Origin of the sequence: Rahnella sp. EDr1-12 (assembly GCF_049206505.1) — a bacterium.
GTDB classification, from domain to species: Bacteria; Pseudomonadota; Gammaproteobacteria; order Enterobacterales; family Enterobacteriaceae; genus Rahnella; species Rahnella rivi.
The window spans coordinates 149,404-169,882 of sequence record NZ_JBLZNY010000006.1 but is presented as its reverse complement, the minus strand read 5'-3'; the positions used below and the strand labels follow the sequence as shown (position 1 = coordinate 169,882).

14 protein-coding genes are annotated in these 20,479 nt (G+C 52.6%); 4 read left to right on the top strand and 10 right to left on the bottom strand.

From position 1 onward, the window contains the following. Positions 1-4 precede the first annotated feature (4 nt). Positions 5-2,134, bottom strand: a complete 2,130-nt coding sequence (locus ACO0U8_RS20380; RefSeq protein WP_421671505.1) for a heparinase II/III domain-containing protein — start codon at positions 2,132-2,134, stop codon at positions 5-7. Next, entirely contained in the window at positions 2,131-3,423 is a 1,293-nt protein-coding gene (locus tag ACO0U8_RS20375; protein ID WP_421671553.1) for an alginate lyase family protein, read from the bottom strand. Before ACO0U8_RS20375 ends, ACO0U8_RS20380 begins: the two co-directional genes overlap by 4 nt. A gap of 291 nt (positions 3,424-3,714) precedes the next feature. On the opposite strand from ACO0U8_RS20375, the gene ACO0U8_RS20370 reads away from it, so the two are divergent. Then, entirely contained in the window at positions 3,715-5,523 is a 1,809-nt protein-coding gene (locus ACO0U8_RS20370; RefSeq protein WP_056770378.1) for a sodium:solute symporter family transporter, read from the top strand. A gap of 80 nt (positions 5,524-5,603) precedes the next feature. On the opposite strand, the gene ACO0U8_RS20365 is transcribed toward ACO0U8_RS20370, so the two are convergent. Both ACO0U8_RS20365 and ACO0U8_RS20360 read right to left on the bottom strand, forming a co-directional pair. Beyond that, complete coding sequence (locus ACO0U8_RS20365) at positions 5,604-5,831, bottom strand: YgdI/YgdR family lipoprotein (protein WP_056770375.1); 228 nt, start codon at positions 5,829-5,831, stop codon at positions 5,604-5,606. Positions 5,832-5,864: 33 nt separating this feature from the next. After that, positions 5,865-6,098, bottom strand: coding sequence for a YgdI/YgdR family lipoprotein (locus ACO0U8_RS20360; RefSeq protein WP_056770372.1), 234 nt, complete (start codon positions 6,096-6,098; stop codon positions 5,865-5,867). A gap of 229 nt (positions 6,099-6,327) precedes the next feature. Between ACO0U8_RS20360 and ttcA the strand changes: the two genes are divergently transcribed. Beyond that, complete coding sequence (gene ttcA, locus ACO0U8_RS20355) at positions 6,328-7,254, top strand: tRNA 2-thiocytidine(32) synthetase TtcA (protein WP_421671504.1); 927 nt, start codon at positions 6,328-6,330, stop codon at positions 7,252-7,254. 59 nt (positions 7,255-7,313) lie between these two features. Here the strand turns inward: ttcA and ACO0U8_RS20350 are convergent, their stop codons facing one another. The 3 genes from ACO0U8_RS20350 to ACO0U8_RS20340 form a co-directional block, all read right to left on the bottom strand. Then, complete coding sequence (locus ACO0U8_RS20350; RefSeq protein WP_421671503.1) at positions 7,314-7,991, bottom strand: hypothetical protein; 678 nt, start codon at positions 7,989-7,991, stop codon at positions 7,314-7,316. A gap of 281 nt (positions 7,992-8,272) precedes the next feature. After that, positions 8,273-9,256, bottom strand: a complete 984-nt coding sequence (gene zntB, locus ACO0U8_RS20345; protein WP_056771922.1) for a zinc transporter ZntB — start codon at positions 9,254-9,256, stop codon at positions 8,273-8,275. A 95-nt stretch (positions 9,257-9,351) separates the two neighbouring features. After that, positions 9,352-10,284 (bottom strand): LysR family transcriptional regulator, encoded by a 933-nt coding sequence (locus ACO0U8_RS20340; RefSeq protein WP_421671502.1) that lies wholly within the window; start codon positions 10,282-10,284, stop codon positions 9,352-9,354. Positions 10,285-10,385: 101 nt separating this feature from the next. Between ACO0U8_RS20340 and ACO0U8_RS20335 the strand changes: the two genes are divergently transcribed. Beyond that, the gene (locus tag ACO0U8_RS20335; RefSeq protein ID WP_421671501.1) at positions 10,386-11,591 is read left to right on the top strand and encodes an MFS transporter; all 1,206 of its coding nucleotides are present in this window, start codon (positions 10,386-10,388) and stop codon (positions 11,589-11,591) included. A 70-nt stretch (positions 11,592-11,661) separates the two neighbouring features. Here the strand turns inward: ACO0U8_RS20335 and ACO0U8_RS20330 are convergent, their stop codons facing one another. Both ACO0U8_RS20330 and ycjG read right to left on the bottom strand, forming a co-directional pair. Beyond that, positions 11,662-13,296, bottom strand: a complete 1,635-nt coding sequence (locus ACO0U8_RS20330) for an ABC transporter substrate-binding protein (protein ID WP_421671500.1) — start codon at positions 13,294-13,296, stop codon at positions 11,662-11,664. A gap of 127 nt (positions 13,297-13,423) precedes the next feature. Next, positions 13,424-14,401 (bottom strand): L-Ala-D/L-Glu epimerase, encoded by a 978-nt coding sequence (gene ycjG / locus ACO0U8_RS20325; protein ID WP_056770353.1) that lies wholly within the window; start codon positions 14,399-14,401, stop codon positions 13,424-13,426. Positions 14,402-14,538: 137 nt separating this feature from the next. Here ycjG and tpx point away from each other — a divergent pair, with 137 nt between their 5' ends. Continuing rightward, on the top strand, positions 14,539-15,042 hold the full coding sequence (gene tpx, locus ACO0U8_RS20320; protein ID WP_122095227.1) for a thiol peroxidase: 504 nt from the start codon (positions 14,539-14,541) through the stop codon (positions 15,040-15,042). 119 nt (positions 15,043-15,161) lie between these two features. Here tpx and ACO0U8_RS20315 read toward each other — a convergent pair whose 3' ends face one another. Then, positions 15,162-20,402: an RHS repeat domain-containing protein gene (locus tag ACO0U8_RS20315; RefSeq protein ID WP_421671499.1), complete on the bottom strand. Its 5,241-nt coding sequence runs from the start codon at positions 20,400-20,402 to the stop codon at positions 15,162-15,164. Positions 20,403-20,479: the final 77 nt, after the last annotated feature.

The following is a 20,479-nucleotide window of genomic DNA, read 5'->3' as shown; positions in this document are numbered from 1 at the left end:
TTCATTATTCAGGGATGTTCAGAGGTGTGTCGGGTTGCCACGCCACGCTGAACGCGTTGGCAGACGTCGGCGCGGCGCGGTTGTTGATGCGAACGCTCAGCGTCCGCTGTGAGGCAAAGCCGATAGTCAGTGCCGTGTGCTCATCGTCATGGCTGACCACGCTGACGCGCTCAACCTTTCCGCGCGCGTCCACCGAGGTTTCGCTGGCCTCGTCGAAATAGCCGTGCGTTTCAAATACGCTGGCGAAAATCGCCCGGCTGCCGTGGGTTCGCAACAACAGTGCCGGTTCATTACGCAGGTTAAAATGAGGATCCTGCGCTCCCGTGCGGGCGACAATCAGCTCGCCACCGTCCGGGAAGGCGCTGATCATCGTGCGGTAGGCATCGCCGTCGAGCCAGCTGAATAAAGCCGACTCTCCCGCCGCCACCTGGCCGCGGGCGCAATCCCACAGATGCTGATAACCGTGGCTTTCACCCAGCGGTTTCAGGTGCTCTGCCACCGCCAGCGTCACGTCGCTGCGCACAAACTGGCCGAGATGATGCTGGCAATAATCATAGCGATGCGCCTGCGCACTGATCAGACGGAAAACATCGACGATAAGCGGCGCACTGCACTCCGGCAGTTGCAGCATCAGCACGGTGCGCTGCTGTTCCACGCCGGGGTAATAGTCATGCAGCCGCGCGCTCATGCCCTGTCCTGCCGGGTTATCGGTCACGAAGAAATGCTGCTCGCCGCAGCGGGTTTCGGCCTCCAGGCTGTGCCCGCCGTTCTGGCTCTGCTCATCCACCACCACGGTGTTATGCGCGACGGTTTGTTTGCAGTAGCTGTTGTTCTCGGGAATGTAGCGACCGCCGAATTTCGGCTCGACGTTTACCCAGCGGCCAAAGCCGTAGTCACGTAAATATTCGCGCCCGCGGCTGAACAGGCTGAGATGCAGGCCGTCGAAATGGCCATGGTTGAGCGCCGAATGCAGACGCGGAATGCTGCCATGCTGGCCGTACCACATCAGCGCCATCTCCTGACCGGGAGTGCGCAAAATCCCCAGGCCGCCCTGCGTACCTTGCGGCCCGTCGCGCAGGGCAACACTTCCCCAGCTCACCGGTGCGGCTGGCGCATTTTTCAACGCCGCCGATAAATCGAGCGCCGCCGGGCTGACCCAGACGGTGTTTTGCTGCCGGGCGACGGCCAGCCACTGCGGGTTGTGCGCATAACGGTGATAACAGACGCTGGCGGCGATCACCGCGCCCTCGTCGCCGATACCCATGGTTTTGGAGGCGTCGTTGAGCGCAGGCCAGATGCCGTCGGGAAACGCGGTCTGCATCAGCGCTTCGCAGGTTTTACGGATGATCTGATCGCGGAAGGCGTAAATCTGTAATTCCGGCTGACGGCGTTCGATCACTTCCGCCAGCATCAGCAGCGGGCGCAGCGCAAAGCGGTGATAATACGGCCCTTCGATGTAATAGCCGTCCGGTGAAAACAGCTGGCCGAGCTGGGCGAAAAATCCGCCGCTGTCGCTGTCGCCTTTCTGCCCGTAAAGGGCTTTTTCGACCAGTGACGGAGAGTCAAGGGCATAGCCGCTGAAAGCGGCAGCGGCCACCGACCAGATGCCGTGGTTGTGCACGATATCGAAATCTTTGCTGTGCCGGTTCAGCGCATCGTCGGCCATCACGCGGAACAGACCCGCTTCGATGTGTTCACGCTGACCGGCGTCAAGCGTGGGGATCAGACAGTGGTAGCCTTCGACGGTATACAACCAGAACATGTTTTCGTTCAGCGTCTGGTGGAACAACCGCCCCGGCGCGTTGCTGTCTTTGCTGGTGGCGCTGCCGAGAGAGGGGTAGATATCGGCATAGCCGGTGAGCAGCGCCAGCGCGAAATCACGGTAACGCGGCTCGCCGGTGATCAGAAACAGGCGTCCGGCGAGATGGATATAAAGATAATTTTGTTTGTGCTGCGCGTGCTCCGGGCCGCCCGCCTCGCCCTGGCCGGGGATCTGCGGTGCGTTCAGCATGTAATGCTCCAGCGCGGAAATCTGCCCGCGCAGTGCCTCGCCCGCCAGTGAATCCGCGTTAATTTCCGCACGCAATTTTTCCGCTTCATCAGCGGAGATCAGCAAAGGCAGCCAGGGTTTCATTTTCCACTCTCCTGTGGCTGAGGCGCGACATACCCGGTGGCAAACGACGGCAGCGAAAGCAGCCAGGTTTCGCGTTCAGCCTCCCGCACGGCGCCACGGGTGACGTCTTCGTGATATCCGCCCGCCATTTTTTTAGTGTTATCCGCTGGCGGTAAAGTGAAGGTCGCGCTGCGGATTTTTTGCTGATAACGCTGTTGGCCGGTGGCGTTATCCGCCCAGGAAAGTAACGGCAGCGGGCGCACACGGATCTGATCGATGGATTTATACGGCCAGGGCACAGCGGGATCGCTAAAGCGCGCCATGAAATCCAGCGAGGTCAGCAGGCTGCCGCCCTGCGGGGTTTTGTAATGCCAGAGATCGATGCCGTTTTTCTGCGCCAGCACCGCCATCATGCTGATCGCCTGCAGGTTGAAATAGCTGTAATGGAAGGAGCGGGTACGCGCCAGTTCGGCGGGCTGCGTGCCGTCGGGGCGAAGTTGTACGTCGAGTTTGCTTTTCATCAGCGTCGCCATCTCGCCAATCACCGCTTTATCACCGAGATACCAGGCGATGCCGGAAACCTGCGTGACGTACCAGTTGCCGTGATTGTTCTCAGTCCGCCCCTCTTTTTTGGCGATTTTGCTGCCCTGAAGCCAGTGCAGATACTCCGTCATCCACGCCCGTAACTGCTGATCATCGTTGTCGCTCCACGCCGGATTACCGCGCAGCAGCACCAGCGAATCGACAATGCGGATGGAGAAATAACGCCCGTCCAGCACGCCCGCGTTGCGGCCCGGCGAGATCCCCGGCACGCCCTGCGCGAAATTCAGGTTCGGGTTCATGCGGGTTTGCGGGGTGATAAACCAGGTGCGCAGCAGGCTGGCGGCTTTGTCAGCGTATTTTTGTTCGCCGGAGAAATACCAGGCCAGCGTCAGGTTCTGCACCCGTGCGGTGAAATCCGCCAGCCGCACACCGTCGCTCTGATCATTTTTGCTGGCCGGATTGACGTGACCGTCTTTGCGGATCCACGGCAATCCGTCGGATTTACTCTCGTCGGGCCACCAGTAGGCGCTCAGGCTGAGATAGTCATGTTTCGAACCGCCGGGCGGCGTCATGCCTTTATCGGTCACGCTGAGGTTGGGTTTATTCAGCGCCGAATCCGCTGCCGCCAGCAACTGCCGATAGGCGTCTGAGGTCTGCGGGGCAGCGGTGTTGTCATGCAGTTGCTGACGCACAACGTCCATCTGTGCGGTATTCAAAAAGGCCGGTTCTGCCGCCAGTGCGCCTGCGCAGCAAAATGTCATCGCCATCGCGGCGGCGAGCTTTTTTACCCCAAGGGTACGGCACTGAAATAACATCATGCGTTCTCCGGATTACAATGAATGTTCGCTTTAGTACTACAAATAAAGCAATGAATGCTGAGAAGCGCCAGTCAGAATTGGCTTAAAAAGCCACAATACGCCCAACAAGTGACCCGCTTCACAAATCGATAACAAACTAAGCATTTCTTATTTGTCGGACTTTTAATTTCATCACCCTCTTCTACGCTTGCTCAATACATAACCAAAAACACCTCACCTGCAAACGAGAGAGTAACGACAATGGATATCAATGTTCTGGTCATGATCGGTTACTTCGTCTTAATGATTGCCATCAGTTATGCCTTCAAAAAAATGGCATCCGGCTCCTCGAGCCATTACTTTCGCGGCGGCGGACGCATGCTCTGGTGGATGGTCGGCGCCACCGCTTTCATGATCCAGTTCAGCGCCTGGACTTTTACCGGTGCCGCCGGACAGGCTTACCGTTACGGCTTCAACGTGGTCAGCGTGTTCGCCGGTAACGTGTTCGGTTACCTGATCGCCTGGTGGTGGTTCGCCACCCGCTTTCGTCAGTTACGGGTCGATACTGCCACAGAGGCGATCAACCATCGCTTCGGCAAAGGTAACGAACAGTTTTTCACCTGGATGATCATTCCGCTGAGTATTCTGAGTGCTGGTGTGTGGCTGAACAGTCTGGCGGTGTTTGCCAGCGCAGTGTTCAAGCACGACATTACGCTGACGCTGTGGGTGACCGGCGTGGTGGTGCTGGTGATTTCATTGCTGAGCGGCGCATGGGGCGTGGTGGCGAGTGACTTCGTGCAGACGCTGGTGGTGGCGATCATTTCCATCGCCTGCGCGGTGGTGGCGCTGTTTAAAGTCGGCGGACCGGTCAAACTGGTGACCGAATTTCCTTCCGGCTTCTTCACCGGGCCGGACGTCGGGCCGCATTACATCTCGATACTGGTGGCCTGCTTCCTGTTCTTTTTCATCAAAAATGTGCAGAGCATCAATAACCTCCAGGATTCCTATCGTTTTCTGAATGCCAAAGACAGTTTCAATGCGAAAAAGGCCGCGCTGTTTGCGTTGCTGCTGATGCTGGTCGGCACGATTATCTGGTTTATCCCGCCGTGGGCGGTGGCCATTCTTTATCCGGACGCCGCCACCGCACACCCTGAACTGGGGAAAAACGCCACGGATGCGGTGTATCTGATTTTCGCCGAACGCGCGATGCCGCTTGGCACCGTCGGCCTGCTGATGGCCGGGCTGTTTGCCGCCACCATGTCTTCGATGGACTGTGCGCTGAACCGTAACTCGGGGATCTTTGTGCGCAGTTTCTGGACGCCGATCGTCAACCGCAACGGCGAGCGCAGCGACAAATATCAGCTGCGCGTCGGCCAGATCGCCTGCGTGGTCAACGGCGTGCTGGTGATTCTGGTGGCGCAATATATGCACACGATGCAGACCGTCAGCCTGTTCGACCTGATGATGAAAGTCGGTACGCTGATGCAGGCGCCGATCGTGGTACCGCTGTTCCTCGGGGTGTTTATCCGTAAAACGCCGGACTGGGCGGGTTGGGTCACCGTGCTGTTCGGGCTGTGCGTGTCTTACATCGTCGCCAATGTGTTCACCGCGCCGGACGTCGCCCGGCTCGCCGGCATTACGCTGACCGCACGTGAGCTGCTGGATGTGGCGATCATGTGGAACATCTTCTCGCATCTGGTGTTTACCGGCGGCTTCTTCTGCCTGACCACCCTGTTCTATCGCGAAGCCAACACGGCGCGCGAAACCCAGCGCAAACAGTTCTTCATCGACATGGAAACCCCGGTGTATGCCGACAACGAACAGGATGAATTCGACCGCCTGCAACGGGATAAAATCGGGCGGATTTCCATGTACATGGGTGCCGGATTACTGCTGATGGTCCTGGTGCCAAATCCGCTGTGGGGACGGATTCTGTTCCTGCTCTGCGCCCTGTCGATTCTTGTTTTCGGCTGGATTTTGCACCGCAGCGCAGAAAAAGGCATGAATGCCGCTAAAGCAGAGAAAGCAGCGGCGGCAGATAAGGTCAAAATCGTGGCGTCGCAACGCTAAGGCGTGGCGTGTTTAACCCATAAAAAAACCCGCCTCATGAGGCGGGTTGAGATTTCGGAAAAAACAGACATAAAGCGATATTACTTTGGCAGTTCCGTCACTTGTTTGACTTCAGTTTTGCTGATTTGCTGTTTCACACCATTCGCATCGGTATATTCCAGTAAGCCAGTTTCAGCTTCTTTCGGTTTTCCGTCACTGATGATGGTACGGGCATCATTCGTCTGAATGGCATAACTCGTGCGGGTGCAGCCTGACAACGCTGCGACACTGATTAATGCGGCAAGTGGCAAAATCAATTTCCTGTTCATCGTTCTCTCCTTTGTCATTGTTGACCTGAAAAATTAGTTATCCAGTTCGCTCATGTTTTTAACCTGATCACGGTTAATCTGCTCTGTCTTACCTGTCTCTGCATTTTTGTACGACACCAGACCGGTATCGTCATCGACCTGTGGTTTTCCGTCCGTTACGATGGTTTTTCCGTCCGTCGTTTTTATTGCCTGATTCGAGGCGCAGCCTGCAACAAACAGTATTGAGACGGCGGCCAGCGATGCGGCAATAAGGTTTTTCCTTTTCATATCTTCCCTCCTGAATTGGGGTTTTGACTTAACAATTAGTCTATTAACTATAGTCACGAATTTCACATTCAGCCCAAAATCAGACAAACGGAAGTTTTTTGGCTGTTTTTTGGACGCAAAAAAAGCGGGTTTTCACAAAAATCCACCTGACAGCAGGCACCAAAATCCGTACCCTACTGCGCATAGACACTGGCGGCCTGTGCGCCGCGATTTTGCGAAAGAGAAATTTGTGACAAGTCCAATTCAGAAAGAAAAATACAACATTGATAAACTGCAAAAGCGCCTGCGTCGTGACGTCGGTAAAGCGATTGCGGATTTCGGAATGATCGAAGAAGGCGACCGCATTATGGTCTGCCTGTCAGGCGGTAAAGACAGTTACACCATGCTGGAAATTTTGCGCAATCTGCAAAAAAGTGCCCCGGTGAATTTCTCCCTGATTGCCGTCAATCTTGACCAGAAACAACCGGGTTTCCCGGCGCATATTCTTCCGGAATATTTGCAGGAACTGGGCGTGGAATATCAGATTGTCACCGAAGACACGTATGCGATCGTCAAAGATAAGATCCCGGAAGGCAAAACCACCTGTTCCCTCTGCTCACGTCTGCGCCGCGGCATTTTGTACCGCACCGCAACAGAGCTGGGGTGTACCAAAATCGCGCTCGGCCATCACCGCGACGATATTCTGCAAACGCTGTTCCTCAACATGTTCTACGGCGGCAAGCTGAAAGGTATGCCACCGAAACTGATGAGCGATGACGGTAAACATATCGTGATCCGCCCGCTGGCGTACTGCCGCGAGAAAGACATCGAACGTTTCGCGATTGCCCGTGAATACCCGATCATTCCTTGTAATCTGTGCGGTTCGCAGCCAAACCTGCAACGCCAGGTGATCGGTGACATGCTGAAAGACTGGGATAAAAAGTATCCGGGGCGCATCGAAACCATGTTCAGCGCGATGCAAAATGTGGTGCCTTCACATCTTAATGATATGAATCTTTTTGATTTTAAAGGGATTCAGCACGGCAGCGACGTGGTAGACGGCGGGGATCTGGCATTCGACCGGGAAGAGATCCCGATGCAGCCGGTGGGCTGGCAGCCGGAAGACGATGAAACCATCGCGGTGGTTGAGCGTCTGAACGTGCTGGAAATTAAATAATCTTCAGGCGTTAACCGTTTACTGTCGAAAGCCCGCCGCCTGTGCGGGCTTTTGCATTTTCAGCACAGATCGACGGTGTCGGTCCAGTTGTAATTGGTCATCACCAGTTTCACCGGCAGGCTGATTTCGCCGAACCGCTGATGTTGATTTTCGTGGAAAAAATCCCGCAGGGTGGAAGGCAAATATTGAGCGCTGTAGCGCAGCAAAGTGCTGTGCCAGAATATTTGCGGGATGGCCGCGCCCGGATAGCGATCTTTAATTTTTCCCGCCCACGGCGTCCCCAGTAAATGTTCCACCAGCGACTGCCTGACCCGCAAACTTTCCTCATCGGGAATGCCCGCCAGCAAAAGCTGATCCGCCAGTGCCACCAGCCGCAGATCGCTTATGCGCATCACATGCCCCGCACAATGCTGCCTGAAAATGTCAGTCAGTTCCGCCAGACCTTCTGCCTCTTCCGGCCGGTCATACAACGCCTGTGTGATGGCGAAAAAGGTAAAGTGCATACCCTCGGGCGGCGCGATATCGGCCAGCGGATCGCCTTGCGCTGCGTGTTCTGCGCGGGCTAATAACCCCGCCATCGGTGCGCCAGCCCGGTTGCCGCTGGTAATTGCCAGCCGGGTGGGATGATAGAAAGGCGCGGATCTGACCTCTCCCGTCTGCGGATGTGCCTGCCATAAACCCAGCGTCCGCCGGGTCGTCTCTTCGTATGCCTGATGGATCATTTTTCCGGTATGCAAGACAAACTCCTGACCGCAAGTGTTGAGAGCCCTGTGGCAAAAATGCCCTCTGAAAAAGCTAACCGCACATAAACCTCAAAAAGATTGAGCCAAATCAACATTGGAACTGCTGAATCGGTGCACTATCCATTCCGCAGGTGAATGCAACGTCAAGCGATGGGCGTTGTGCTCCATATTGTCTTATTTCCAAATTTTTAGAATTAATGCATAGCACTTTTTGATTCGAACGACGCCGGTCTTATGACCGGCTTTTTTTTGGTTTTTTTTCAGCAAAACACGCACTACAGCCAGCGGCTTTTCTTCAGCCACCAGGCCACACCGCCCACCAGCACGACCAGCGACACGCAGAAAATCGTAAAGCCTAAATGGGATTCATTGCCGGGGATCCCGCCAAGGTTGACGCCAAACAGCCCGGTCAGGAAGGTGGTCGGCAGGAAAACCATCGCCAGCATCGACATCGTGTAAGTGCGGCGGTTAAGGGAATCGGCCATCAGGGAACTGATTTCGTCAGAAAGCACGGCCGTGCGGGCGATGCTGCCGTCGAGATCGTCGAGCCCGCGCCCTAAACGGTCAGAGATTTCCTGCATCAGACGGCGTTCGTCATCATTCATCCAGGGTAAACGCTCGCTGGAAAGACGGGAAAACACATCGCGCTGGGGAGCCATGTACCGGCGCAGAACAATCAGTTGTTTACGCAACAACGCCATCTGGCCGCGCTCCGGCACCTGTTGTTCCATCAGGTCATCTTCGATATCAATGATTTTATCGTGCAAATCTTCGATAAAATCGCTGGTGTGATCGGTCAGCGCATCACACATTTCCACCAGCCAGCTGCCGGTATTCTTTGGCCCGCTGCCCTGCTGCATGTCATTGATCATCTCTTCCATGGAGAACACTTTGCGGTGACGCGTGGAGACGATCATTTTATCGGTGAGATACACGCGAATGGTGACCAGCTGATCAGGCCGCGAATCCGCGTTGAGATTGATACTGCGCAGGGTGATAAGCGTCCCCTCGCCCATACGGATGACTTTCGGACGCACGCTGTCACCGGCCAGTGCCTCGCGGACGGCGTCCGGCAAGACAGGCGTGGTGTTGATCCAGTTTTCACTCTGCGGGCGGGTATAATCCAGATGCAGCCAGCACGGTTTTTCCTCCGTGGCAACGCACTGCGCGCTGATATCATTCACACCGCCCTGACCGTCGAGCTGGAAGGAATACACAGCATCGGGTACCTGTAGTTCTTTTCCCTTGATGACTTCCACGATGTTCCTCGCCTTCATTCTCAAATTCTGTTCAGTGTAACGTTAAGTGCCTGAAGTTCAAAAACTCAACCCTGCGGTGATTTATCCACTTTACGTTACAGGGCCACCCGCATTTCTGCCAGTTCGGGCATCACACTGCGCATGACGTCGAAGAACTTGCGCAACCGCGCCGGATAATACGTGGCGTAGGGGTAAACCAGATAGACCGGCAGTGGCAAGGCATTCCAGCCCGGCAGAACCCGCTGCAACCGCCCTTCGGCAATGTCGTCATTCACCACCCACGCGGAGACGATTGCCGCCCCCAGCCCGGTGAGCGCGGCTTTGCGAACGGCATAAAGGCTGTCTGTCGCCATTCGCGGCGAAATGACACAACTTTCGGTGATGTCATCGCTGTCGTGACGCAGCGTCACCTCATTGCGATAAAAAGTGCTGAACGCGATCCACGGCAGCTGCCCCAACTCGCTCACCTGGGTCACCGGATGCTGCTGCAATAATTCCGGCGTGGCCACCACAATCCGCGGAACCTCTGCCAGCAGGATCGCCACCATCGACGGATCCGCTACGTTACCCACCTGGATCGCGCAGTCGATATCTTCTGACAGGAAATCCGGCGTGCGGTCATTGAGCATCCAGTCAATCGTCACGTTGGGATAGCGCTGTAAATAGCGCGTCAGCGGTTCAATCATCTGATCCTGGCCAAAGGCATGGGGCGCACGGACGCGCAGCGTGCCCACGGGTTCATCACCCGCGCCGCTCAGCTGATCTTCCAGCGCCGCCCAGTGTTCGAGTAATAATTTTGCCTGCTGATAACAGCGTTCGCCGTCGTCGGTGAGTTTCATCGCATGGGTGGTACGCAGGATGAGTTTCGCGCCAAGCAGGCGTTCCAGCGACTGTAACCTGCGACTGACGGTCGGCTGGCTGGTGCTCAGTTGAATGGCCGCCGCCGAAAGGCTGCCGCTTTCGACAATCCGGATAAATGTTTGCATCAGATCGATGCGGTCAATGCCGCTGGTGAGAGGTGTATTCATACGTCCCGCGTATAACAGTTTTACCTTACCGCAGCCTACCACTCATAACCATTCAGGTGAAGAATGCATTCCTGGTTACCTCATTGTCTCAGGAATACATAATGTCCGATATTATTGCTGCAAAACCGGCAGAACCCGAATCTGCACTGTCAGGCAAAATTATTTTTACTCTGGCGGCGGGAGCCGGCCTGAGTGTGGCCTCGATTTATTACAGCCAGCCGATGCTCGGGATTATGGGCAGCCATCTGCATGCCAGCACAACGTCAGTGGGCCTGATCCCCACGCTGACGCAGGCAGGGTACGCGCTGGGCATTTTGTTTCTGATCCCGCTGGGTGACCGCCATGACCGCCGCACGATCATTTTGCTGAAAAGTATTTTGCTGGCCGCCGCGCTGCTGCTGTGTGGGTTTGTGCCCGGTATTCACGGGCTGCTGGCGGCGAGCCTCATCACCGGCATTGGCGCGACCATGGCACAGGATATTGTGCCCGCCTCCGCGCACCTCGCGCCGGCGGCACAGCGGGGTAAAACGGTGGGCACGGTGATGACCGGATTGCTGGTCGGGATCCTGCTCTCCCGCGTGGTCAGCGGGTTTGTGGCCGAATACTTTGGCTGGCGGGTGATGTATCAGCTCGCGGCAATCAGCGTGGCGCTGATAGGTTTTGCGCTGTGGCGCGTGCTGCCCCGCTTTACTCCTGCAACTCGCATCAGCTATGCCGCGCTGATGCACTCGATGTTTGGTCTGTGGAAACACTATAAACCGCTGCGCCGTGCCGCGCTGGCTCAGGGTTTGCTCTCCGTGGCGTTCAGTGCGTTCTGGTCCACACTCGCCATCATGCTTAATGACACGTATCACCTGGGCAGCGCCGTTGCCGGAGCTTTTGGTCTTGCCGGTGCCGCCGGTGCGCTGGCAGCGCCGCTGGCCGGGGCGTTAGCGGACAAAAAAGGCCCGGCCAGGGTGACGCAAATCGGCGCGGCCCTGGTGATGGTTTCCTTTGCCGCGATGTTTCTGCTGCCCTTGTTGTCGCCCCATGCGCAACTGGCGTTAATTGTGCTCAGCGCGGTCGGCTTTGATTTAGGGATCCAGGCCACTCTGGTGGCCCATCAGACCCTGGTTTACGGCCTTGAACCTGCCGCGCGTGGCCGTCTTAATGCCCTGCTGTTCACCGTGGTGTTTATCGGCATGTCGGCGGGTGCGGCGCTCGGCAGTAAAGCCCTTGAGGCGGGCGGCTGGGCGGGCGTCGTGCTGCTGGCAACGGTGGCCGCCGCCGCGGCGCTTATCGTGCGTTTGATCAGCCGCAACGGGTAAAGTGTTCGCTGACACATAAAAAAAGCGCCCTGATGTCGGGGCGCTTTTGGCATTTCTGAAGGCTCAGTCATCAGTGTTTGATGATGTACATTTCCTGGCTGTAAGCCACGTCTTCAGGGTTTTCAATCGGATAACCTTTCACCCAGGGTTTGATCAGGCGACCGTTGGTGTACTGATAGATCGGCGCGATCGGTGCCTGTTCGGCGATGATTTGTTCGGCTTTGTTGTAATCGTCATTACGGCGCGCGTCGTTAGTTTCACGGCTGGCGTCGGCGATGGCTTTGTCGTAGTCGGCGTTGCTGAATTTGCTGATGTTGCTGTTATGCGTTGAGGTTAACAGCGACAGGAACGTCGAGGCTTCATTGTAATCTCCCACCCACGAGGCGCGGATCACGTCGAAATTGCCGGTGTTACGGCTGTCGATGTAGGTTTTCCATTCCTGATTCACCAGTTTAACATCCACACCCAGCGTCTTTTTCCACATTGAGGCGACGGCAATCGCAATCTTCTGATGACTTTCTGAGGTGTTGTACAGCAGGGTCAGATGCAGCGGTTTAGCCGGGCCGTAACCCGCCGCCGCCAGCAGCGCTTTGGCCTGCGCATTCAGTTCTTCCTGCGAATATTGCTGCATTTCGCTTTTCACCGGTGTAAACCCGTTCGTCACATCAGGCGTAAAATGCCACGCCGGTTTTTCACCGGTGCCCAGCACCTTATCGGCGATCACGCTGCGATCAATACTCATCGACAGCGCCAGGCGCACACGGGCGTCATCGGTCGGTGCGCGGCGGGTGTTAAAAGCGTAGTAGTAAGTGCCGAGCTGATACGGCGTGTATACCTGCCCCGGAATATCATGCATCAGTTTTTTATACTGATCTTTCGGGAAGGACTCGGTGATGTCGATATCATTGGCCAGATAACGTTTGGTGGCGTTGGACTCTTTGTTGATGGGAACAAACGTCACTTTGGTCAGCACCGTGCGGGCGTGATCCCAGTAATGCGGATTGGGTTCCAGTTCCAGCTTTTCATTCACCACGCGCGCCTTGAGCACGTAAGCGCCGTTCCCCACCAGATTGCCGGGCTTGGTCCAGTCTTCGCCATATTTCTCCACCGTGGCTTTATGCACCGGGAACAGGCTGAAGTTTGCCAGCAGGCTGACAAAATAAGGCACCGGTTTATCCAGCGTGACGCGCAGCTGCGTCGGGCTGATGGCGGTCACGCCGAGCTTATCGGTCGGCATTTTACCGGCGATGATCGCATCCGCATTCTGTATTCCGGCAAGCCCGGCGAACCACGCGCCGCTCGACAGGCCTTTGGGATCCACCAGACGCTGCCAGCTGTAAACGAAATCCTGTGCGGTCACCGGATCGCCATTGGACCATTTAGCGTCTTTGCGCAGGTTGAAGATAAACACCTGATTATTTTGGTTCTGCCAGCTTTCAGCGACGCCCGGAATGTTTTTTCCGTGAGCATCCTGGCTGACCAGCCCTTCGAACAGATCACGCACCACCTGCGCTTCCGGCAGGCCGATCACTTTGGTCGGATCCAGTGAGGCGGGCTCGTCTTTGATATGCCGGACGATTTCTTGTCTGGCGGCCAGTTGTGTTCCGGCGGGAACGTCTGCGGCGTTAGCCGGGCCGAAGCTCAGTGCGACTAACGCTGCACAGACGGAATATGAGAGACGCGGAAGCGATTTTCCCTGCGACATGAATTTCTCCTGACATTCATAAAAACTATGAGCAATGAAGGAGTTGTATCATTTCTTCAATTCATCCCCTATAAGAATTCGCTCCAGTTTTGCCCCCGCGCACAAAAGTGCGACATCCGCCGTAAAATCAGGCAGATCCCGCGACGTCGATCCCGCCACAATGGAATTTCATGGGCGGCTCAACGTCCTGCGCCAGCCAGGTCGGACCGTCGAGATCGATAAACTTCGCGCCAGCCGTCAGCGGTAAAGCGGCGCGAACCGCGCGGGACGTGCACAACATGCAGCCAAGCATGATCTCAAAGCCCAGCGCGCGTGCCTCCTGCGCCAGACGCAGTGCGCCGGTCAGCCCGCCGGTTTTATCCAGCTTGATGTTGACCATTTCGTAGCGCCCTTTTAGCGCCGGTAACCCTTCGACGGTATGGCAGCTTTCATCAGCGCAAATCGGCAGCGGATGGATGAAGTTTTCCAGCGCCGAATCTTCCCCCGCAGGCAGCGGCTGTTCGAGCATCAGAATATCGAGATCGGCCAGCAGCTGGCAGCGCTCGGCCAGCCCGTCACTTTGCCAGGCTTCGTTGGCATCAACAATCAGCGACGCATTGGGCACGGCGGTACGGATAGCCACCAGACGTTCGGCAATCAGCCGGTCATCGAGTTTGATTTTCAGCAGCGTCGCGCCCTTTTTCTGCAATGCCAGCGCCGCTTCGGCCATCTCTTCCGGCGTACCGATGCTGACGGTTTGCGCCATACTCACCGACGCGAGAGGCTCTGTACCGGTGAGCTGCCACAAATTCAGGCCGCTGGTTTGTGTTTCCAGATTCCACAACGCCGAATCGAGCGCATTTCGCGCGGCACCGGCGGGCAGCAAATGTTGCAACTGTTCGCGATGTGCACCCTGTTCGATGGCGGTCACAACGCTGGCGATTTGCGCCATCACCGACGCCTCACTTTCGTCATAACGCGCATACGGCGTGCATTCACCCACGCCGCGAATGCCGTTTTCTTCAATTTCAACCGCCACCACCCGCGCTTCAGTGCGGCTGCCACGAGAGATAACAAAGGCGGTATGTAACGGCCAGGCTTCCGGATAAAAGCGAACACTTCTCATAGAGGCTCCCTAAATGGATCAATGCCCGACGGCATACATTCAATGTATACAACTATTTAGCAAATAATCTATATCCAACCTACAATTGTTACCCTAAACTGAAAGCCGTTTGACTCCAATGGACATAGGAACACATCATGACCCAGACAGTACACTTTCAGAGCAACCCGGTTACCGTAGCAGGTAAAATCCCGCAAAAAGGCGACGTCGCCAAGCCTTTCACTCTGGTCGCTAAAGACCTTTCTGATGTCAGCCTGAGCAGCTTCGTGGGCAAGCGTAAAGTCCTGAACATTTTCCCGAGCATTGATACCGGCGTATGCGCCGCGTCCGTGCGTAAATTCAATCAACTGGCAGGCGAAATCGACAACACCGTTGTGCTGTGCATTTCTGCCGATCTGCCGTTTGCACAATCCCGCTTCTGCGGTGCGGAAGGCCTGACCCACGTGGTCACACTTTCCACCCTGCGCGGCGGCGACTTCAAATCCGAATACGGCGTGGCTATCGCTGAAGGCCCGCTGTCTGGCCTGACTGCCCGTGCGGTTGTGGTTCTGGATGGTCAGGACAACGTGCTGTACAGCGAACTGGTTAACGAAATCACCACCGAGCCAGACTATGAGTCTGCGCTGGCAGTATTAAAGTAATAAGCCTGATTTAAAAAAAACGCACCGACATTATATTGTACGGTGCGTTTTTATTCAGACTACCCTGCCGTTACTTCATCCTGATATCGGGAAATAACGGGCTGGTTTTTTTTAGATATTCACGCCAGCGGTAACATAGGTATGGCATTCCCCCCCGCAGTGACCGGGCTGAACAATTTAGGTTTTGCAAACCACGGTACGCCATAATAGGTCACATTCGCGTCAGCCATAGATCCCTGAATATGGGAGGAAACCACACCTGACGGAAATGCATAAACACTTCGGTTCATACAATTAGCCAAACTTTGGGCGTTACTATTCGCACCGGCTTGTGAGCCACCACAGGCGGTTATAAAGAGTGCGCTATCGTTGTCCCTCAGTTCATTGACCAAAATATTTTTGGTGAATTGTGCAAACTGATCGACAGAAACCGGTTTGTCGACCCATTGACCCGGATGAGACGTATTTTCGACGGCATGAGATAACAACCCTCTATCGCCATTCCCATGGGCATTCACGAGCCTGACTGACTGATTGTTATATTTAAACGGCATAGATACACGATAACTGGCACCAGGATAAAATCTGACATTCTGCAACCTTGCCTGAAAGACCCGGCCCTTTGAGAAGGCTTGCATTAATTTCCACGATAATTTATGACCGCCAAATAATAATGCCGGGAATAAACCTAATGCCAAAGATGCCCCTGTGAAGACCCCGCTCGCGATAGATAATTTTTGCGAGAGTTCCTCATCTTCGACCGCAGCAGCAGCCACACCCAGCGCACTGCCTGTCGTGCCCAATACTCCGGCAGCCACCGCAATTCCACCCAGCAAGAGTGCCGCCCCACCCAGTAGTGCCAACACGCCCAGCCCCAGGAACAGCAACGAAAATACCAATCCCATTGCGGCGAACATAATCGCCACATCACGACCATGCCCGGAAGGGTCAGAGAACGTAACAGGGTCACCGCCACAATAGCTGTAAGGGTTTATGCCCCCCTCGCCAAAAGGACTCATCGAATCGTACTGCATGAAACGCATGAGGAGAGGATCATAAGAACGGGTTCCGTTTCCTAAATGATATAACTCGGTAAGATCATCATATTTTTCTCCGGCAAAACGTACGGGATCATAAGCAGGTATTGCTGCACCGTTTAACAAATGGCCATAAGGCGTATAGGTTAAAGGCGTAATATTATCCGTATCGGAATCCTTCAGTTCAGCATAGACAGAGCCAAGACGATCGCTTAACAATAAATTTTGTTCTTTTTTATAGGCGCCTGAACTGCCACTGAGAATATTGATGGCCTCTGTACTCACAGGACTTTTAATATAGGTCGCAATATCCTGACTACGTGCATCAGGTGATTGCTTTCTCTCTGACACATCAAAAACACCATTACTGTAATGATAGTGACTTTTGCGGGACTGAGCCTCGCTGCTGCCTATGCTCAGCCCAAGGCTTTGCATATTACCGCTGCCATCATAACGTAAAGACGTGGTATTACTGGCGGCCGTGGATTTCATTAATTTATTAAATGCATCGTATTGGTATTCCACTGCCTCCATATTACCGGCTTTTTTCTTAATCACATTTCCGGCAGCATCATAGGTGAGTAGCAAAGGGCTACGGGGACTCTTCCCGTTCATTAACGCAGAAGTCAGCTCAAAGGGATTTTTCCCCGCATAGGAATAGCGGGTTTCATTGACGTATCCCGAGTATCGTTCGGTGGCTTTGCTGGACGTCATATTGTCATAGTTATCGTACTGATAATCGAACTGACTGACCTCTTCCGCATTCAGATCCAGAGGATATTGAGTGGATGAATCTTCTATTGCCGCATGGATTAAACGCCCAAGGTAATCAAACTTAAAGTTCGTCATGCTTTTTTTATCAGGCTTAACAAAAACCTCTTTGCTTGTGACTTTTCCTGCACCATTGAATTTTTCAGCGTTTTTAGAGATAAGATTTCCGGCACTGTCATAGTAACGTTTTTCACTTATTCTAAACTTATGGTCATAATTCAATTGCATACTGTATTTTACAATTTTTCTGTCAGACTGAATCAACTGATACCTGATGAGTGAAGGATAATTGCCTGCAAGGTATGACACTTCTATTTCAAGATCGGCTTCATTGTCATGCCCTGCTGAAAGCGCGGCCAGACGTCCATTATCATCATACCGGTAGCAGGTTGTCTGGGTCGGCTGCCCCGTTAATAATTTAGTGACCGAGGTTAAGCGGCCACCACAGGTATACGTGAAAACATTCTGACCACTGATCTTTCCTGGATTATCTGAAAACACTTCGCTAATAAGTCTTTGCTGGTTGTCATACTCAAGCGTGCGAATGGATTCACCAGAGGCTGTCTTATGCATTTCCTCCACCAGTTTGAGCGTGTCTTTGTCATACACATAACTAAAACTTTCTTTATTTCCCGGCATGGTTATTTCAGCAGGAAGAAGATCCAGTTCAGGGATGTAAACATAGTTAATCACGTCGCCGTCAGGGGTGATTTTTTCATAAGCTGACGTGCAGTTGTCTTTATATTTGTAGCGAGTGGTGAATGCGTTTTTCTTCGCCGGGTTACGATCCTGCTCTATCAGGCGACCTAAGGTATCAAAGGTCTGATAACCAACAGGGACATTATCGATAGAAATTTGCGTCAGCTTACTTTCCTGACCATAATTCCAATACTGCATTTCCGTTGTCCGGCAAGCGCCCTCTTCTCCGCTTTCTATTCGTGTTATTGGCCGGTCGAAAAAATCATACTCATAATTTTCAACGAACGTGGAGCCATTGACGGCATCTTTGGAGGAGATTTTGTTTACCCGATGAAAAGCATCATAATAATAGTTCTTCTGCAATGCCCTGGTTTTTCCATCTTTATTGTAATCTGTAGAACTGAGAGGGAGCCCGCATCTGCGATCATATTCATTTTCTTCATAACAGTAATACCCATTCCTGTCAGGCGCTATTATGTATTCCGTCAGTACTGCATCTCCGATGTTAAATCGACTAAAGTGGACAGTGGCATCATTTTTTCTCACTTCACGCACATTACCTAATGCATCATAGAGATAATTTTCAGTAATCCTCAGCTCACCGTATTTATTATTTAACAGGGGTACATCATAGTCATAATTTACTTCTGATAATAACTGCGATCGGGTATTAAAATCAGCAATATAGACGACGTTATTGTCTATGACCTGTTTAACCACATTACCGAGCGCGTCATAGGTTTCAGTCACCCTGCCCGACATAGGGGCCTGCGTGGTTTTCGAGAAAAAGTTCTTTATGGGATCATAAGCATAATTGTAATTCGTTGTGCTTTCATAAGGGGTTCCTTCGGCTCTGGTCGCAGAGACGATGCGCCCGACATTATCGTAAGTCAGGGTCGTCTTCACTCCCAATGCATCAGTCATGCAAACCGGCCACCCGGTCCGGGTCATCGCCGTCTCTGAATACACGAACTGTTTACCGTCAGCCCCTTTTTGCGTCGTACTGATGATGAATTCATTCCCAGTCTTACTCAGCGAATAATCATGGCTTATGGTCATGCATTCCTGACCATTTATAATTAACGTTGTATTTTTTAACTTACCCCGGTTGAACACATTCTTTTCATCCATGCCATAGTAAGTTTTAACCACTTTTTTAGAGTTATCGCTCCAGTGCGTGGAAATTATTTTTCTTTCCGTTTCACTGTTCTCCACTACATAGTCATACCCCTCTTTTACCTGCAAAGAGAGATAAGTGTAGGTGTTTTCCACCGAATCCACTGATAAATCATTCCGATATTTATTACTGTAATACAGATGGCGGACAAATCCATTCTTATCCTTTGGGCATTTACCTGTCATACCTGCGGCAGGATAATAGATGTAATCTATTGACACCCCGCCACTGTCGCTATGGGTTTCTATATTACCGTATTGGTCATAGGTGAACGAAGAAGTTTCCGATCTCATATGGCTGTCCTGATCATCTTTCTCGACATAGTCTTTTCTGATTGAGACAGGAAGTTTATAGGTGGCGGGCAGTGAAAAATAGGTTTCTGAAACGTTACCTGAGTAAGTGTATTGAGTGGTAATAGTTTGCGCCACGACAGGGGCGACAACACGTGAAACGGTAATATCCTCTCTTATTACGCGGTGGAATTTATCATAGGTAAATTTGCTTTTACACTCTTCTACATTATCGAGAAATAATGTTTGCTGCGTAAAATATGTATAATCTGCCCGGCAGGAATAAATATTATCGATAGCATTCTTATCCCATGCCGCCACACCATTATTGCCTAAAAAATTATTAGACCAAATATTTTCACCATAACTGTATTTATACTCCTCTGTACTGGTTTTTCCTGTTGCCGGGGAAACCATAGTGAACTGGTATGCACTCACCGCGGGTAATGTCGCGAACGTTGAGCCTTTCGGCGCAGCAAGTTGAATATCATAACTGATGATTTCTGTCGCGGGGCCAAAGAAATTACTCTCAACCTTTTTTATCAGCCTGAAATACGCCCCCTGCTGATAAGTAAATGTTAATATATTGGTGGTTTTATCAGAGATGGCGAGACAGGACTCAATCGAATTACTGGTCGCCTCTTTTATTGTCAGGTTAAGTTTACTGGCCAGATTACTGATGCTTTTGAAAATTTCAATGATAACGTTATATCTTATATTGGTGCCGTTACGGGAGATAGAAATTAACTCTTCTCCTGAATCATCATAAATTCGTCTGACAAAAGGTTCCAGAGAAACAGATTCTTTGAAATCATAGTCAATAGTTAATTTATAGCCATCCTCCTGTATTATTTCCGTCACATAAACAAATTTATTATCTGATGTAACGGGTTTTAATATCTCTGTTGAACCGTCTTTATACGCTATTTTGTAACCGCTGTCTGAACCGGTAAGCTTAGTCAATATGAAGTTCTTCAGATCAACCGTTTCGACAAGGTAAGTCCCATTCTTTTCTTTAAGATCGATAATTCTTCCGTCTTTTAACAGCAGCTTCATCCGGTCATTATCTTTGAAAAACTTACTCAACCCCAGCGACCAGCCGGCACCAAAACCTTCGTTTCTGCTGGAGAAATGATTATGTTTCAATGAAAGTTGCAGCGACGGCCCTCTGCGGCTATTTCCGGTGATCCTGGCCACAGGTATTGTATAATTAAAACTTCCGGTGCGAGGGTCAACGCTCCCCCGGCGGAAGCTGGCAAATGATAAAGCATCCGACTGACTAAATTCCTGTCCGTCGTTTGTGCTCTGTAATATGTGTTTATCTGATGCAGGAACATGACTGATTTCTTTTTCTGTAGACATCACTGATGTTGATGAAGTATCCATTATAAATTCCTTTTATTTAATAAATGATTGAGGCAATGAACTGTCATTTATTACTTTAAGGAGAAATGTCATGATCA

Bases quoted from the DNA above. Each gene is read 5' to 3' on its own strand.
- ACO0U8_RS20380 (WP_421671505.1), bottom strand. From the start codon at position 2,134: ATGAAACCCTGGCTGCCTTTGCTGATCTCCGCTGATGAAGCGGAAAAA.
- ACO0U8_RS20375 (WP_421671553.1), bottom strand. From the start codon at position 3,423: ATGGCGATGACATTTTGCTGCGCAGGCGCACTGGCGGCAGAACCGGCC.
- ACO0U8_RS20370 (WP_056770378.1), top strand. From the start codon at position 3,715: ATGGATATCAATGTTCTGGTCATGATCGGTTACTTCGTCTTAATGATT.
- ACO0U8_RS20365 (WP_056770375.1), bottom strand. From the start codon at position 5,831: ATGAACAGGAAATTGATTTTGCCACTTGCCGCATTAATCAGTGTCGCA.
- ACO0U8_RS20360 (WP_056770372.1), bottom strand. From the start codon at position 6,098: ATGAAAAGGAAAAACCTTATTGCCGCATCGCTGGCCGCCGTCTCAATA.
- ACO0U8_RS20340 (WP_421671502.1), bottom strand. From the start codon at position 10,284: ATGAATACACCTCTCACCAGCGGCATTGACCGCATCGATCTGATGCAA.
- ACO0U8_RS20335 (WP_421671501.1), top strand. From the start codon at position 10,386: ATGTCCGATATTATTGCTGCAAAACCGGCAGAACCCGAATCTGCACTG.
- ACO0U8_RS20330 (WP_421671500.1), bottom strand. From the start codon at position 13,296: ATGTCGCAGGGAAAATCGCTTCCGCGTCTCTCATATTCCGTCTGTGCA.
- ycjG (WP_056770353.1), bottom strand. From the start codon at position 14,401: ATGAGAAGTGTTCGCTTTTATCCGGAAGCCTGGCCGTTACATACCGCC.
- tpx (WP_122095227.1), top strand. From the start codon at position 14,539: ATGACCCAGACAGTACACTTTCAGAGCAACCCGGTTACCGTAGCAGGT.
- ACO0U8_RS20315 (WP_421671499.1), bottom strand. From the start codon at position 20,402: ATGGATACTTCATCAACATCAGTGATGTCTACAGAAAAAGAAATCAGT.